This is a genomic window from Polymorphospora sp. A560 (genome assembly GCF_045781765.1).
Classification (GTDB): domain Bacteria; phylum Actinomycetota; class Actinomycetes; order Mycobacteriales; family Micromonosporaceae; genus Polymorphospora; species Polymorphospora lycopeni.
On record NZ_CP122282.1, the window covers coordinates 1035944 to 1051049 of the forward strand.

A 15106-nucleotide genomic window follows, 5' to 3' on the forward strand; every position below is an offset into this window, starting at 1 on the left:
ACCACGGACCGGGCCGTACGGCTCAGGTCAGCAGGCGGGAGCGGATCAGGAAACGCACCCCCTCCGGCGCCTCCAGGGAGAAGCCGCTGCCCCTTCCCGGCACGACGTCGACGGTCAGGTGGGTGTGCCGCCAGCGTTCGTACTGCGACACCGACATCCAGAACGGCACCGGTTCGGGCACCCCGTCGATCTCCAGCGACTGGAGCAGCACGTCCGACCCGCCGGTCCGGAACTCGCCGGCCGGGTAGCACATCGGCGCGCTGCCGTCGCAGCACCCGCCGGACTGGTGGAACATCAGCGGCCCGTGTGCCGCCCGCAGCGACCGGATGAGGTCGGCCGCCGCGGGGGTCACCGCGACCCGCTCGATGTCCGCCCCGGTGTCGGGGCGGGCGTCCGGGGCGCTGTCCATCAGAAGAAGCCGAGCTTGTCGGGGGAGTAGCTGACCAGCAGGTTCTTGGTCTGCTGGTAGTGCTCCAGCATCATCTTGTGGTTCTCCCGGCCGATGCCGGACTGCTTGTATCCGCCGAACGCGGCGTGCGCCGGGTACGCGTGGTAGCAGTTGGTCCACACCCGGCCGGCCTGGATGGCGCGCCCGGCCCGGTACGCGGTGTTCATGTCCCGGGTCCACACGCCGGCGCCGAGGCCGTACAGGGTGTCGTTGGCGATCTTGATGGCGTCGGCGAAGTCGCTGAACGAGGTCACCGAGACGACCGGCCCGAAGATCTCCTCCTGGAAGATCCGCATCGCGTTGTCGCCCTCGAAGATGGTCGGCTGCACGTAGTAGCCGCCGGCGAGGTCGCCGCCGAGATCGGCGCGGGCGCCGCCGGTCAACACCTTGGCCCCCTCCTGCCGTCCGATGTCCAGGTAGGACAGGATCTTCTCCAGTTGGTCGTTGGACGCCTGCGCCCCGATCATGGTGTCGGTGTCCAGCGGGTTGCCCTGCTTCACCGCCCTGGTCCGCTCGACGGCGGCGGCCAGGAAGTCGGCGTAGTGGCCCTGCTGGATCAGGGCGCGTGACGGGCAGGTGCAGACCTCGCCCTGGTTGAGGGCGAACATGGTGAACCCCTCGAGCGCCTTGTCGAAGAAGGCGTCGTTGGCGGAGTTGACGTCGTCGAAGAAGATGTTCGGGCTCTTGCCGCCGAGTTCCAGCGTGACCGGCTTGATGTTCTCGCTGGCGTACTGCATGATCAGCCGCCCGGTGGTGGTCTCGCCGGTGAACGCGACCTTGGCCACCCGCGGGCTGCTCGCCAGTGGCTTGCCGGCCTCGACGCCGAAACCGTTGACGATGTTGACCACGCCCGGCGGCAGCAGGTCGGCGACCAGGCTCAGCCACAGGTGGATCGAGGCCGGGGTCTGCTCGGCCGGCTTGAGTACGACCGCGTTGCCGGCGGCCAGTGCCGGGGCCAGCTTCCAGGTCGCCATCAGCAGCGGGAAGTTCCACGGGATGATCTGGCCGACCACGCCGAGCGGCTCGTGGAAGTGGTACGCCACGGTGTCGTCGTCGAGTTCGCCGAGCGAACCCTCCTGGGCGCGGATCGCCCCCGCGAAATACCGGAAGTGGTCGATCGCGAGCGGGATGTCGGCCGCCAGGCACTCCCGTACCGGCTTGCCGTTCTCCCAGGTCTCGGCGACGGCGAGCAGTTCGAGGTTGGCCTCCATCCGGTCGGCGATCCGGTTGAGGATGTTGGCGCGTTCGGCGACCGGGGTACGACCCCACGCGTCGGCGGCGCCGTGCGCGGCGTCCAGCGCCAACTCGACGTCCTCGGCGGTGCCGCGGGCGATCTCGGTGAAGGGGCGGCCGGTGACCGGGGTGACGTTCTCGAAGTACTGGCCGCGGGCCGGCTTGACGTACTCGCCGCCGATCCAGTGGTCGTAGCGGGTCTGATACGACGCGAGCGCACCTTCGGTGCCCGGCGCTGCGTAAAGGGTCATGGTGTGCCCTCCCGGCGTCAGCCGCCCGGGTGCGGGGCGGCGGTGATGCCGGTCACGCTAGTTTCGCCGACGTTGCAACTACGTTGCGCGCGGGTGGCGCCCGACCGGGCTGCCGGGCCGTCCCGTGGCCGTCCCCGGCCGCGCCGTGAGGCCGTACTCGCCGCGCAGGTGGCGTACCCGGTCGAGGGTGAGTGGCCGGCGCGGCGACCCGGGTGGCAGCAGCGTGGCGAGGGCCTCCCACATCTCGAGGTCGTCGCCGCCCCACGGGGCCCGGGTCCAGGCCGACAGCAGCGCCGGGTCGCGGGTGGCGAGCACCCCGGCCCGGAGCTGGCCGTCGAGCAACCGGCGGAGCCGGACCACGCCGGGCGCGTCCGACCCGGGCAGGAGCGGACCGCGGTACGCGTCGAGCGCCTCGGCGACCCGTCCTTGATCGAGGAGTCGGGTTACCGCCGTGAAGTCGGCGTCCAGACCGACCAGCAGCCGGTAGGGCCGGGAGTCGACCAGGGCCGGCCCGAGAATCCGCCGCAACCGGGACAGCTCGGCCCGTACGGTGACCGGGTTGAGCATCGCGTCGCCGTAGAGGTCGAGCCCGAGCTGGTCGCCGCTGCGCCCCTCCGGATGGCAGGCGAGCAGCACCACCAGCTCGCTGTGCCGGCGACCCAGCCGGACCCGGCGCCCGTCGACGGTCAGTACCGCCTCGTCCCGGCCCAGCGCGGTCAGTGCCGCGCCCGGCCGCGCCCCGGCCGCCCGCGCCAGCCCGGCGAGATGCGCCTCGGCCGCCCGCGCGGTCGCCCGCACCAGCGCCAGGCTGTGCGGGTTCGCCAGATGGTCGCCCCCGGTGACGTCGATGGCGCCGAGCAGCCGCCCGGTCAGCGGGTCGTGGATCGGTGCCGCCGCACACGTCCACGGCTGCACCAACCGGCTGAAGTGCTCGGTGGCGAAGATCTGCACCGAGTGGTCGACGGCGAGCGCGACCCCGGGCGCGTTGGTGCCGGCGTGCCGCTCGTCCCAGCGGGCCCCGGCGACGAAGTTCATCGCCTCGGCCTGGCGCAGCACCCGGGGATGGCCCTCGACCCAGAGCATCCGGCCGTGCGCGTCGCAGACCGCCATGATGTGCTCGCCGTCGTCGGCGATGCCGCCGAGCAGGTCCCGGAAGACCGGCAGCACGGCCGCCAGCGGATGCCCGGCCCGGTAGCTGTCCAACTCGTCGTCGCTGAGGTCGATCGGGGCGGTGGCGTCCGGGTCGACGAGGGCACCCGCCGACCGTCGCCACGAGTCGGCGACGACGCCCCGCACCTGGTCGGGCACCGGGTCGCCGGTGTCGCCGGTGACGAACCGCTCGTGGGCGCGTCCCACCTGACCGATCCGCTCGCTGGGATCGGCCCCGGACCGCAGGGCGAGCCACGGGTTGGACATCGGCGTCGTCCTCCTCGTACCCAATCGTGACCGACGTCACCGCGGACGACAAGGCGCCGAGCGGGCCGCCGGGCAGACCGCCGGCGCGGCCCGGGTCGGCCCGGCCGGCGGCCGGACCGGCCGGGCGCCACTAGGCTGCGGTACGTGGAACCGATCCCGTTCTACGTCGCCGGGCAGCCCGCCGTCAGCGACGACACGCTGACCGTGCGGCACCCCTACGACGGGCGCCCGGCCGGGCATACCGCGTACGCCACCCCGGACCAGGTCGAAGCCGCGATCTCGGCCGCCGCCGGGATCACCGCGGTGGCGGCGGCGCTCCCGGCGTTCCGGCGGGCGGCCGCGCTCGACCACGTGTCGCGCCGGCTCGCCGAACGCGCCGACGAGGTCGCCCGCCTGATCACCGCCGAGAACGGCAAGCCGGTCAAGTGGGCGCGGGCCGAGGTCGGCCGGGCCGTCGCCACCTTCCGGTGGGCCGCCGAGGAGGCCCGCCGCTTTTCCGGCGACCTCCAGCGACTCGACACCGACCCGGCGTCGGCCGGCCGGCTCGCCGTGGTCCGCCGGGTGCCCAAGGGGCCGGTCCTGGGCATCACACCGTTCAACTTCCCGCTCAACCTGGTCGCCCACAAGGTCGCCCCGGCGATCGCGGTCGGCGCCCCGATCATCGTCAAACCGGCGCCCGCGACACCGCTGTCCGCCCTCCTCCTCGGCGAACTGCTCGCCGAGACCGACCTGCCCGCCGGCATGTTCTCGGTGCTTCCGCTGCCCAACGACCGGGCCGCCGACCTGGTCGAGGACCCCCGGCTGCCGGTGGTGTCGTTCACCGGCTCGGGGCCGGTCGGCGCGGCGATCCAGGCCGCCGTACCCGGCAAGCACGTCACGCTCGAACTCGGCGGCAACGCCGCGGCGCTGATCTGCGAGGACTACGCCGCCGACGCCGACTTCACCTACGCCGCCCAGCGGATCGCCACGTTCGCCAACTACCAGGCCGGGCAGAGCTGCATCGCCGTCCAACGGGTCTACGTGCACGAATGGCTCTACGACGGCTTCCTGCCCCGGCTGGTCACCGCCGTCGAGGCGCTGCGGGTCGGCGACCCCACCGACGAGACCGTCGACGTCGGGCCGCTGATCAGCGAGGAGGCCGCCCGCCGGGTCGAGGCGTGGGTCGACGAGGCCGTCGCCGCCGGTGCCGAGATCGCGGCCGGCGGCCGGCGGGGTGGCGCGACCTACCCGCCGACGGTCCTGACCGGTGCGCCGGCCGACGCGAAGGTCTGCACCGAGGAGGTCTTCGGCCCGGTGCTGGTCATCGCCCCGGTCGCCGACGACGAGGCGGGATTCGCCGCGATCAACGACTCGATGTACGGGCTCCAGGCCGGGATCTTCACGCACGACCTCCGGACCGCGTTCAGCGCCCACCGTACGCTCCAGGTCGGCGGGGTCGTCGTCGGCGACGTGCCGTCGTACCGGGCCGACCAGATGCCGTACGGCGGCACCAAGGCCAGCGGGGTCGGCCGGGAGGGGCTGCGCAGCGCCATGGAGGACTACACCGAGCCGCGGGTGATGGTGCTGACCGGCATCGACCTGTAGGGGCGGCTCACCAGGTCCCGTCGTCGTGGAGGCGGGCCGGCGCCCGCCCGAGCAGCAGGTTGGTCAGGGCGGTGTCGATGTCGGACCCGACGAACCACTCGCCGCCCTGGTCGAGCGCGAACACCCGGCCCCGCTCGTCGACGGCGAGGATGCTGTCGCCGCCCTCGCTGCCGATCGGGAAGAGTCGGCAGCCGATCAGCCGGGCCAGGTCGCCGAGGGTGTCGGCGGTGTGCGCGACGCTGCCCGGGTTGATCTCGAACCGGCGGACCCACACCTGCTCGCCCGGCCCGCGCCGGCCGCTGACCAGCCCCGGAAACGCGGTCAGCGCCACCTTCGCCGCCGGGAACGCCTCGTGCCGGAACTCCCGGCCGGGCACCGCGGCGACCCGGGCGATGGCGGCGTCCGCCAGCACGTCGTCACCGGTCCCGGGCCGCCAGCCCGCCTCGACCAGCGCGTGCGCCACCTCCGCCGGGAACCGCCCCGGCACCGGCACCGGTTGCGGGGCGGGGTGCCACTCCTGGGCGAACGCCAGGTGCGACCACGGCAACACTCCGAAGTAGACCAACGCCTTGACGCACGAGTCGCACGGCCGCTCCGCCGGGCCGCCGGCCGGGTCGCCCGGCTCGCGGATCCGGAACAGCTCCAGGTAGGAACTGCCCAGCAGCTCCCGCGCGGTCTCCTCGGTCAGCGGCGGCTGACCGGCCGCGGCCTGCCGCCGGTCGTATTCGTGCAGCACGTCGGACACCACGATCAGTTCGGCGTGCCGTTCGCCGCCCCGGACCAGGTGCCCGGGGGGCAGGTCGTCCAGGTAGTCGCGGACCAGCGGGTGGTGCCGTAACTCCACCTCGCCCTTGGCGCCGTGCGCGATGTGCTGGTCGTACTGCACGGTCAGGTGCACGGCCGCGCCGGGCGTCACGGCCCGGCCGCTGTTGCGCCGCAACTCCAGCGTCGGGTCGACGGTGCGCAGGCCACCGAGCCGGGCGGCCCGCCCACGCCGGTACATGTCCTGCACGACCGTCGGCGGCAGGGCCGGCCAGCTCGACACCTCGCCGGTCTCCTTGTCGATGACCGTCGTCGCGCCGCTGCCGGGCACGCTCACCACGTCCGGCGGGAGTTTGGACCACACCACGTAGCCGACATCGAACTCGCTGAGCATCGGCGTGCACTCGTAGCCCAGCCGAAGGGTCTCCCGCCGGGCCCACTCGGCGGCGATCCGTTCCGCCTCCGGTCGACTGATCATGCCTTCGCCTCCCCGTCATCCGGTCGCCGCCGCGGAAGCGGTCGGGCCGGCTCGGCTCTGCTGCGCAGAAACTACCGGACAACGCTGTTTCGTGGCGCCCGGTATGGTGCGGCGTTACCGAGAGTCGATCAACCATCGATCTTGATCGAGGTTGGCATGGGGGAGGGACGCCGGTGACACAGTCCGTGGATCGTGACGCCAACCGTGCGCTGAGGGCGCGCTTCGACGAGGTGCACGACCAGTACGAGCGGCTCCGCAGCGGACTCGACGAGTTGCGGCACCGGCTGGCGGCGGTCGAGGTGACCGCGACCTCCGACGACGGCCACATCGCCGCCACCGTCGGGCCGCGCGGCCAGCTCGTCAGGCTCGTGCTCGACCCGCGCGTCCACCGCACCCACGACACCGAGGCGCTCGCCGCCCGGATCACCGGCACCGTGCAGCGGGCCGCCGCGCGGGCCACCACCGTCGTACGGGAACTGGTCGCCGGCTACCTCCCACCCGGCTCCGGCGCGGTCGACTTCCTCGACGGCGGCGACTTCGGCGCGCTGCTGCGGCGCGGTGACGCGGCCCTGCGCGAGGAGGCGGCCCGTGGCGCCTGACGGCGACCTCTGGCTCGACCCGGCCCTGGCCCGCCGCGCCGGCCGCGACCTCGCCGCCGCCGGGCGGGCGATCACCGCACAACGCGACCGGCTCGGTGCCGACCTCGCCGCCCGCAGCGCCGACCGGCCCTGGGGCCGCGACGACATCGGCGCCGCCTTCGACCGGGTCTACCGCACCGCCGAGACGACCGTCCTGAAGGGATGGCGCGGCTCCGGCCGCCACGTCGAAGGGCTCGGCGACCGCGTCGTCAGGGCCGTCGACGCCCACGTCCGCAACGACGCCGGCACCGCCCGGCGGGTCGCCGCCGCCGCGACCTGACCGTGGAGGGAGCACGGCACCCGTGACGATCCTGCCGAGCCCGATCCCGCACCCGCTCGACCTGCTGCCCTGGGACCTGCCCGGCTGGGCGTACGAGGGCCTTGACTGGGTCGTCGGGGCCGAGTGGCCCGAGGGCGACGAGAAGGCCGTCTGGGACCTCGCCGACCAGTGGTACGCCGTCGCCGCCGCGCTCGCCGGGCCGCGCGACGACGCCCACCTCGCCGCCGGCGAGGTCCTCGCCGGGTTCGGTGCGGGCGGTGCCGCCGGTACGGCGTTCGGCGCCGCGTGGCGCGACTTCAGCCAGGGCGACGACGCGCCCCTGCCGGTCCTCCAGACGGTCAGCGGCGAACTCGGCCGCATCGTCGAGGAGTGCGGCTGCGACATCGAAGGCGCCAAGATCGAGGTCTGGATCCAGCTCGGCATCCTGGTCGTCGAGCTGATCGCCCTGACCGTCGTGGCCGCGCTCACCCTCGGCGCCGCCTCGCCGGCGGCCGCCGCTGCCATGGCCGCGACCCGGCTCGTCGTGCGGCAGATCTTCCGGCGCCTCGCCGCCCAACTGGCGAAAAAGGCGATCAAGGAAGGCGTACGGGAGGCCGCCGAACGGGCCGCCAGGGACGTCACCGGGCGCGGCCTGAAGAACTTCGCCCGATACGCCGCGACGCAGGGTGGCAAGGAGGCCGGCGAAGAGGTCGCCGTCGACCTCGGCATCCAACTGCACCAGAACGACAGCGGCCGACGGGACGGCCTCGACGCCCGTTCGCTGGGCCTGTCGGCGGTGGGCGGCTTCGCCGGCGGAGCGGCGGCGAGCCTGGCCACCCTCGGCCCGCACGCGGTCGGCCGGGCCGCCAGGTTCGGCGAGGACACCGTCCGGGGCGCGGCCGGCGAGGTGCTTGCCGAACAGGCGGCGAGCCTAGCCACCGGCAACGGCCTCGTCGCGCTCGACGACGCCGGCCGCGCCGCGACCTCGGGCGCGGTCAGCGCCGGAGTCAACCGCACCACGACCGGCCTCGACCGGGACCTGGACACCCGCCTCGCCGGCCTGTCGTCGACGCCCGACCTCCCACCGGCGGCCGGCACCGCCGAAGCGCGGGGGCTGACCGGGACGGCGCCGGCCGGCGACGCGGCGACGGCCCTGCCGGGTACGGGCTTGCCGGCGGCGACGGTTTCGGCGGCGACGACCGTGGGATCCGTGGCGCCGACGCCGGTCGCGGTCGGGGAGAGCGGGCTGCCGGACGTTGCCCGGTCGGGTGTCCTCCCGGCGCCGGACGTCGCACTGTCGCCGACGGTCCCGCTGACCGATGCCGACCGGGCCGCCGACGTCGCGCCGGACCCGTCACGCGGGGGGCAGCAGCAGCCGGCCGCCGAGCCGCGCGAAGCGGCGACCTCGCCGGCCGACCAGACCCTCCATATCGGAAATTCGAACGGCCGGGACGGTTTCGTCGGTGGGGCTACCGTCCCGGCCGCCGAAGCGGCCTTCGCACCGGTGACCGGGACCGTCGGCCCCATGATCGCGACGGTGCCCGCGCCGGTCGCCGACGCGCCGTTGCCGTCCGCGCCGCCGTCGTCGCCCGGGCCGCCGTCGTCGCCTGGACCGCCGTCGTCGCCCGGGCCACCGGTCACGTCCGGTCCGCTGGCGCCGGCCCCGCTCCCGGCCCCGGCCACCGAGCCGCGGGTCGGCAGCGCGATTCCCGGCCCCCGGCCACCGGCATCCCCGGCCGCCCCCGCCCCGCCGCAGCCGCCGGATCCGCCCGCCCCGCCGAAGCCACCGGCCCCGGCGACCGATCCGACCCCGGCGACCGATCCGGCGCCGGTGCCCGGGCCGGCCCGGCCACCCCGGACACCACCCTTCCAGCAGGCCATGCTCGACCAACGGGAGCGCCTCCGCTATCGCGAGTACGCCCGCCGGCAGCGGGAAAGCTACGAGCGGAACCGCCGCGAGGACGAAGCGGCCCGGCTGCGTGCCGAGTCGCGTGAGAACCTGCGGCGCCACACCACCTTCGCCGCCGAGAGCGACCGGATGCGCGCCATCGGTGAGACGGAACTCGCCCAGCGGCTGTCGGCGGCCGCCCGGCGGGAGATCCACCGAGCCGACCTGCGGGCCGACCGGGCGAACGCGGTGCTCGCCGGGACGATCACCCCCGACCGGCACGACGTCCCCGACGGACTCGACTTCCGGCGGCTCAACCGCGACGCCGGCAGTCTCTTCACCGGCCCGACCCGGGCCGGTGACCATTCGGTGCTGACCGGCACCGACCGTCCGCCGCCGGTCGACAACACGCGCGCCTACGGCCGGCGGGGCGGGCTGCGCCGGCCGCTGGCACTGCACCAGCGGGACCTCGACGAGCGGATGCCACGGGACCGCGACGGCGCCGTCGTCCGTACGGCCGATCCGCGCTCCGGCGGGTGGTTCCGGTTCGCCAACGACGGCGGTCCGCTGGCCGACCCCACCCGGGCGATCAACTGCGTGGACTGCACGCTGTCGTTCTACGAGACGTGGGTGCACGGGCGGCCACGGGTGTCGGCGCCCCGCACCTTCGACGGCTACGCCCACGGCAACATCGACTTTCCGGTCGACGGTGAACTCGACGGTCCGGGCCGGGTCGAGGACGTCACCGGCGGCCGTTTCCAGCAGTTGTGTCCGGACGTACGCGGGCTGCCGCCGGCGGTCGGACAGGAGCGGGTCGGGGCGGCGTACGCCGAACTGGCCGGGCAGTTGCGGGCCGGCGGGCACGGCTCCTACGCCTTCGTCATCAACACCTGGGCGACCGGCGCGTCGCACGCCTGGGTGGCGATCAACCAGGGCGGCACCATTCTGTTCCTTGATCCGCAAAGTGGACATGTCTCGGTCGGGCAACCGCTGTACGGCCACGACGGGACCCGCAACGACGGCAACGTCACCGCGCTCGACGTCCTCGTACTCGGCGGCGACGCCACGCCGATGCCGCTGCCGGACCGTCCACCGGGCACCTTCAGTGCCCGCGCACCGCTGACGGCGGACGACCCGCCCGTGCCGCCGAGCACCGACGAGCCGCAGCCGGCCCCACCGGCCCCCGAGGAGCGCCCGGTGCCGGTCCCGCGGGTGGACGGGGACACCCCGGACTTCAACCGGGTACACCTGCTGGAGGGTTCCACGACACACTCCGTGCCGCCCCCGCCGCCGGGCCCCGGCGCCCACTCGGGCAGCATGCTCCGGTGACCGAGGTACGCGTACCGGCCGACTGGCCGGCGAGCGCGGAAGCGGCCCGGGCCGAACAGGACCGGCTGCGTCCGCTGGTGGACGTGACCGGACCGGGGCCGGCGGCGCCGCGACTGGTGGCGGGGCTGGACGTGGCGTACGCGGAGAGCGGCGACCGGCTCGCGGCGGCCGTGGTGGTGCTCGAGACGTCCGGCCTGACCGTGGTCGACGCCGCCGTGGCCGTGGGGCGGGCGGCGTTCGGTTACGTCCCCGGGCTGTTCGCGTTCCGCGAGCTGCCGGCGCTGCTGGACGCGCTCGACCGGTTGACGGCCGCACCGGAGCTGCTGGTCTGCGACGGGCACGGGCTGGCGCATCCGCGCCGCTTCGGCCTCGCCTGCCACCTCGGCGTGCTCACCGGGCTGCCGGCGGTCGGGGTCGGCAAGACCCCGCTGGTCGGCACCTGGGATCCGCCGGCGCCGCGCCGCGGGTCGTGGTCCGACCTGCGGGACGGTACGGACACCGTGGGGCGGGTGCTGCGTACCCGGGACGGGGTCAAGCCCGTCTTCGTCTCGGTCGGGCACCGGATGAGCCTGGACAACGCCACGGCCCAGGTGCTCGCGTTGTCGCCGAATTTCCGGCTGCCGGAAACGACCCGGGCGGCCGACCGGAGGTGCCGGGAGGCACTGGCGGGCCAGCTCGGGTGAAGCGGGGCGGCGGGTACGTATCAAGATCGATACCTCGGTCGGGCGAGGTGGGTCCGGCCAGGGCGTACGGGCCGTCCGGGGGAGTGGCACGACGAGTGGTTGGCGGCGGTTCGGGGCGATCTTGAGTAGTTTGGGCGTCTCGGCCCGCAGGTCAGGTGCGGGGTAGCCTGTCCGCCGTACCAGGTCCGGCCCGAGCAGCGAGGTGATCATGACAGTACGGCGCGGCGCGATCCGGCTCGCGACGGTGCTGGCGCTCGTGGGCGGCCTCGTCGCGGTCGGCGCGAGCCCGGCGATGGCCGACGAGGACCGGGTGTCGGTCAAGCTCCCCGGCAGCTTCAAGGTCGGTTCGCCGAGCGGCGTCACGGTCACCGTGGCGAAGCGGACCGAGGGCTGCGTCACGGTACGGACCGCACTGGCCTTCAACCTTCCCCAACTCTCGCCCGACCAGGTCGAGGTGCAGGTCGCCGACGACGGCGAATGGCGTCGGGTGATCACCTCCGACGGCGGTGGCGGCCTGATCGTCACCGAGCGCACGGCACCGGAGAAGTCGCGGTTGTGCGAGCGCAAGAGCGTGTCCATGCGCTACCGGGTGCAGTTCCTGGCGGGCGCACCGAGCGGCACGGTGAACGTCGTCGCGGAGGCGTACGGCAACCCCGGCGGGGTGCTGGACCGGGCCGCCGGCACCCGGCGGGTCACCGGCGGGGTGAGTCCCACGCCGGCACGGCCGTCGAAGTCGCCCACCCCGTCGCCGTCGGCGAGCCCGTCCCCGTCGGAGTCGGCGGTCGAACCGTCGGAGGAGACGGTGCCGGTCGCCGAGGGCTCGCCCGCCGCGGCCGCGCCGCCGTCGGGCGGTGGCGGCGGCTTCTTCGGTGTCGGCACCATGGTCATGACGGCTGGTGTGGGGATGGTCGTCGCTGGCGTCGTGCTGCTCATCTTCCTGCTGCGTCGCGGCCGGGGCGGTGACGGTCCCGGCCCGGGCGGCGGGTACGGGTTCGGTTCCCCGCCGCCCGGGCCGCGCGGTGGAGGCGACGGCGACGCGACGGCGATCCTGCCGCGCGTTCCGTACTGAACCCCGCGCCGGCCGGGAACCCGACTCCACACCGACCGGAACCCGACCGCACACCGGCCGGGGCGCAACCGCGCCTCGGCACGGTTGACGGCCTCGGCTCCGATACGCTCAGACGGTTGGATACTGATCGGCTGAGGAGCGAGACAATTGTCTGACTTGTCCCGGATCGTCAAGGCCTACGACATCCGCGGCACCGTGCCGGACCAGTGGGACGAGCGGGTCGCCGAAGCACTCGGGGCGGCGTTCGCCCAACTGCTGCGCGGGTCCGAAGACGGCGGCGACACGGTCGTCATCGCCCACGACATGCGTGACTCGTCGCCCGGTCTCGCCGCCGCCTTCGCCACCGGTGTCCGGGCCGAGGGGTTCGGGGTCGTCGAGGCCGGTCTCGGTTCCACCGACATGCTCTACTACGCGTCCGGTGCGCTGGACATGCCCGGTGCGATGTTCACCGCGAGCCACAACCCGGCGCAGTACAACGGGATCAAGATGTGCCGGGCCGGTGCCCGGCCGATCGGGCAGGACTCCGGCCTGGCCGAGATCCGGGAGCGGGCCGAGGCCCTTCTCGACCGCCCCGCGCAGCACCCGGCCGGCCCGGCCAAGGAGGCGGCGGAGCGCCGCAACCTGCTCCCCGACTACGCCGCCCACCTGCGCACCCTCGTCGACCTGTCGAACATCCGGCCGCTCAAGGTGGTCGTCGACGCCGGCAACGGCATGGGCGGCTACACCGTGCCGGCCGTCCTCGGCGACGCGGCACTGCCGGCCCTGCCGCTGACGATCGTGCCGCTCTACTTCGAACTCGACGGTTCGTTCCCCAACCACGAGGCCAACCCGCTGGACCCGGCCAACATCGTCGACCTCCAGCGCGCCGTCGTCGAGCACGGCGCCGACCTCGGTCTCGCGTTCGACGGCGACGCCGACCGCTGCTTCGTCGTGGACGAGCGGGGCGAACCGGTCTCGCCGTCGGCGATCACCGCCCTGGTCGCCACCCGCGAACTCGGCAAGCACCCCGGCTCCACGGTCATCCACAACCTGATCACCTCCACCGCCGTGTCGGAGATCGTCCGGGAGCACGGTGGCGAGCCGGTACGCAGCCGGGTCGGCCACTCGTTCATCAAGGCCGAGATGGCCCGCACCAACGCGGTGTTCGGCGGTGAGCACTCCGCGCACTACTACTTCCGCGACTTCTGGTTCGCCGACACCGGCATGCTCGCCGCGATGCACGTCCTGGCCGCCCTCGGCGAGCAGGACCGCCCGCTGTCGGAGGTCGGCCGGGACTACGAGCGGTACGTCGCCTCCGGCGAGATCAACTCGACGGTCGACGACCAGCAGGCGAAGCTCGACGAGATCAAGCGCAACTACGCCGACGCCGACACCGACGAACTCGACGGTCTCACCGTCCGCTTCGCCGACGGGGCGTGGCTCAACCTGCGTGCCTCCAACACCGAACCGCTGCTGCGGCTCAACGTCGAGGCACCCACCGCCGAGCGCATGTCCGCGTTGCGCGACGAGGTACTCACCCTCGTACGCGGATAAGATCCGTCCGCCGGTCGGCGGCGCATGATCGGCCCGGTACGGACCGGGCGACGCCGACCCCGACCGCCCACGACCATAAGGGGAGTCGCGTCATGGCCCTGGATCCGCAGTTGCTGGAGATCCTCGCCTGTCCGGACACGCATCACGCACCGCTCGACCACGATCCGGTCGCGCAGACCCTGACCTGCACCGAGTGCCGGCGGGTGTTCGAGGTGCGCGACGACATCCCGGTGCTGCTGCTCGACGAGGCGCGCGGCGGAAACGAACAGGTGGAGGCGCACTGATGGCCGGTCCGATCGAGGGCGCCGCCGGCGTACGCGGCAGCCGGATCGCCGACGAGGCACTGCTCGACGACCCCGACGCGCTGGCCGACAACGACCCGGGCGGCATGCTGCGCTTCACCGCCTCGGCGGGCGCCCAGGTACGCGAGTCGGCCAGCCTGGCCGCCGAGGCCAACCTGTCGGTGCTGGCCGACGAGGGGCGTCCCCGGGCCGTGGTCATCGCCGGCATCGGCACCGCCGGCCGCACCGGCGACGTGCTCGCCACGGTCGCCGGCCCGCGCTGCCCGGTGCCGGTGATCGCCCACCGCAGCGCGGGGGTGCCGGGCTGGGTGGGTGCCGCCGATGTGGTCATCGCGGTCAGCGCGTCCGGCCGTAGCCCGGAGGCGCTCGGCGCGGCCGAGGCCGCCGCCCGGCGCGGCGCCCGGCTGGTCGCGGTCGGCGCGCCCGACTCGCAGTTGCAGTCGGTGGCCGAGGGAGTCCGGGCCCCGTTCATCCCGGTGCCCCGGCGGGCCCCGGCCCGGGCCAGCCTGTGGGCGCTGACCGTGCCGGTGCTGCTGGCGGCCCGCACCCTCGGGTTGGTCAAGGTCAACGAGGCCGACCTGGCGGAGACCGCCGCCCGGCTCGACGCCGACGCCGACCGGTGCCGGCCCGCCGCCGAGTCGTTCGTCAACCCGGCCAAGGCGCTCGCGCTGGGGCTCAGCGGCTCCGTCCCGATCGTCTGGGGCTCCTCGCCGCTGGCCACCGTCGCGGCGCGGCGGTTCGGCGACACGCTGTCCGCCAACGCCCGTTACCCGGTCGTCACGGGCGCGCTCGGCGAGGCCGGACGGGGCCGGGTCGGCCTGCTCGACGGCGTGTTCGGCGGGCTGGTCGAGTCGACCCGGGACATCTTCGCGGATCCCGAGGACCAGTCCGACGCGACCCGGTTGCGGCTGGTGCTGCTGCGCGACGGCGGACTCAACGCCGACGAGGACACCGACGAGCCGCTGGCCGTGGAGGAGCGCCGGGCCGACGCCGTCCAGACCCTCGCCGAACGCCGTGGCGTACGGTGCGACGTGGTCACCGCCGAGGGCGGCTCGGCCCTCGAACGGCTGGCTTCCCTGATCGCCGTACCGGACTTCGCCTCCATCTACCTCTCTCTCGCGCACGGGCTCGACCCGATGGCCGTGCCGGCGGTGCAGGAGATGAAGGAACTGTCCAACCAGTGACCTTCGCGGGCCGCCCCGTTGGCGGCCCGGACCCGGCTCGGCGGTGGCC

13 protein-coding genes are annotated in these 15106 nt (G+C 74.2%); 9 read left to right on the forward strand and 4 right to left on the reverse strand.

Annotated elements, in window-relative coordinates:
* Positions 1-22 precede the first annotated feature (22 nt).
* From QCD66_RS04835 to QCD66_RS04845, 3 genes are all read right to left on the reverse strand, one after another.
* Positions 23-409 carry a DUF779 domain-containing protein gene (locus QCD66_RS04835; protein WP_364216005.1) on the reverse strand — a complete coding sequence of 129 codons (387 nt, stop codon included), beginning with the start codon at positions 407-409 and terminating at the stop codon, positions 23-25.
* Positions 409-1932: an aldehyde dehydrogenase gene (gene adh / locus QCD66_RS04840; RefSeq protein WP_375736208.1), complete on the reverse strand. Its 1524-nt coding sequence runs from the start codon at positions 1930-1932 to the stop codon at positions 409-411. Before adh ends, QCD66_RS04835 begins: the two co-directional genes overlap by 1 nt.
* A 78-nt stretch (positions 1933-2010) precedes the next feature.
* Positions 2011-3348: a GAF domain-containing protein gene (locus QCD66_RS04845; RefSeq protein ID WP_364216011.1), complete on the reverse strand. Its 1338-nt coding sequence runs from the start codon at positions 3346-3348 to the stop codon at positions 2011-2013.
* A 144-nt stretch (positions 3349-3492) separates the two neighbouring features.
* On the opposite strand from QCD66_RS04845, the gene QCD66_RS04850 reads away from it, so the two are divergent.
* On the forward strand, positions 3493-4932 hold the full coding sequence (locus QCD66_RS04850; protein WP_375736209.1) for an aldehyde dehydrogenase family protein: 1440 nt from the start codon (positions 3493-3495) through the stop codon (positions 4930-4932).
* Between the two features lie 7 nt (positions 4933-4939).
* On the opposite strand, the gene QCD66_RS04855 is transcribed toward QCD66_RS04850, so the two are convergent.
* The gene (locus tag QCD66_RS04855; protein WP_375736210.1) at positions 4940-6172 is read right to left on the reverse strand and encodes an SUKH-3 domain-containing protein; all 1233 of its coding nucleotides are present in this window, start codon (positions 6170-6172) and stop codon (positions 4940-4942) included.
* 173 nt (positions 6173-6345) lie between these two features.
* Here QCD66_RS04855 and QCD66_RS04860 point away from each other — a divergent pair, with 173 nt between their 5' ends.
* The 8 genes from QCD66_RS04860 to QCD66_RS04895 all read left to right on the forward strand — a co-directional run bounded on the left by QCD66_RS04860 (position 6346) and on the right by QCD66_RS04895 (position 15057).
* Positions 6346-6771 (forward strand): YbaB/EbfC family nucleoid-associated protein, encoded by a 426-nt coding sequence (locus QCD66_RS04860; RefSeq protein WP_364216020.1) that lies wholly within the window; start codon positions 6346-6348, stop codon positions 6769-6771.
* Positions 6761-7090 (forward strand): hypothetical protein, encoded by a 330-nt coding sequence (locus tag QCD66_RS04865; protein WP_364216023.1) that lies wholly within the window; start codon positions 6761-6763, stop codon positions 7088-7090. The genes QCD66_RS04860 and QCD66_RS04865 overlap by 11 nt, the downstream gene beginning before the upstream one ends.
* 22 nt (positions 7091-7112) lie before the next feature.
* Positions 7113-10286 (forward strand): toxin glutamine deamidase domain-containing protein, encoded by a 3174-nt coding sequence (locus QCD66_RS04870; RefSeq protein WP_407567018.1) that lies wholly within the window; start codon positions 7113-7115, stop codon positions 10284-10286.
* Positions 10283-10969 carry an endonuclease V gene (locus QCD66_RS04875; protein ID WP_364216029.1) on the forward strand — a complete coding sequence of 229 codons (687 nt, stop codon included), beginning with the start codon at positions 10283-10285 and terminating at the stop codon, positions 10967-10969. The genes QCD66_RS04870 and QCD66_RS04875 overlap by 4 nt, the downstream gene beginning before the upstream one ends.
* Positions 10970-11177: 208 nt before the next feature.
* Entirely contained in the window at positions 11178-12038 is an 861-nt protein-coding gene (locus QCD66_RS04880) for a hypothetical protein (protein ID WP_375736022.1), read from the forward strand.
* A gap of 147 nt (positions 12039-12185) precedes the next feature.
* The gene (locus QCD66_RS04885) at positions 12186-13571 is read left to right on the forward strand and encodes a phosphomannomutase/phosphoglucomutase (protein ID WP_364216035.1); all 1386 of its coding nucleotides are present in this window, start codon (positions 12186-12188) and stop codon (positions 13569-13571) included.
* A gap of 92 nt (positions 13572-13663) precedes the next feature.
* On the forward strand, positions 13664-13855 hold the full coding sequence (locus QCD66_RS04890; RefSeq protein ID WP_357513781.1) for a Trm112 family protein: 192 nt from the start codon (positions 13664-13666) through the stop codon (positions 13853-13855).
* Complete coding sequence (locus QCD66_RS04895) at positions 13855-15057, forward strand: SIS domain-containing protein (protein ID WP_364216039.1); 1203 nt, start codon at positions 13855-13857, stop codon at positions 15055-15057. Before QCD66_RS04890 ends, QCD66_RS04895 begins: the two co-directional genes overlap by 1 nt.
* Positions 15058-15106: the final 49 nt, after the last annotated feature.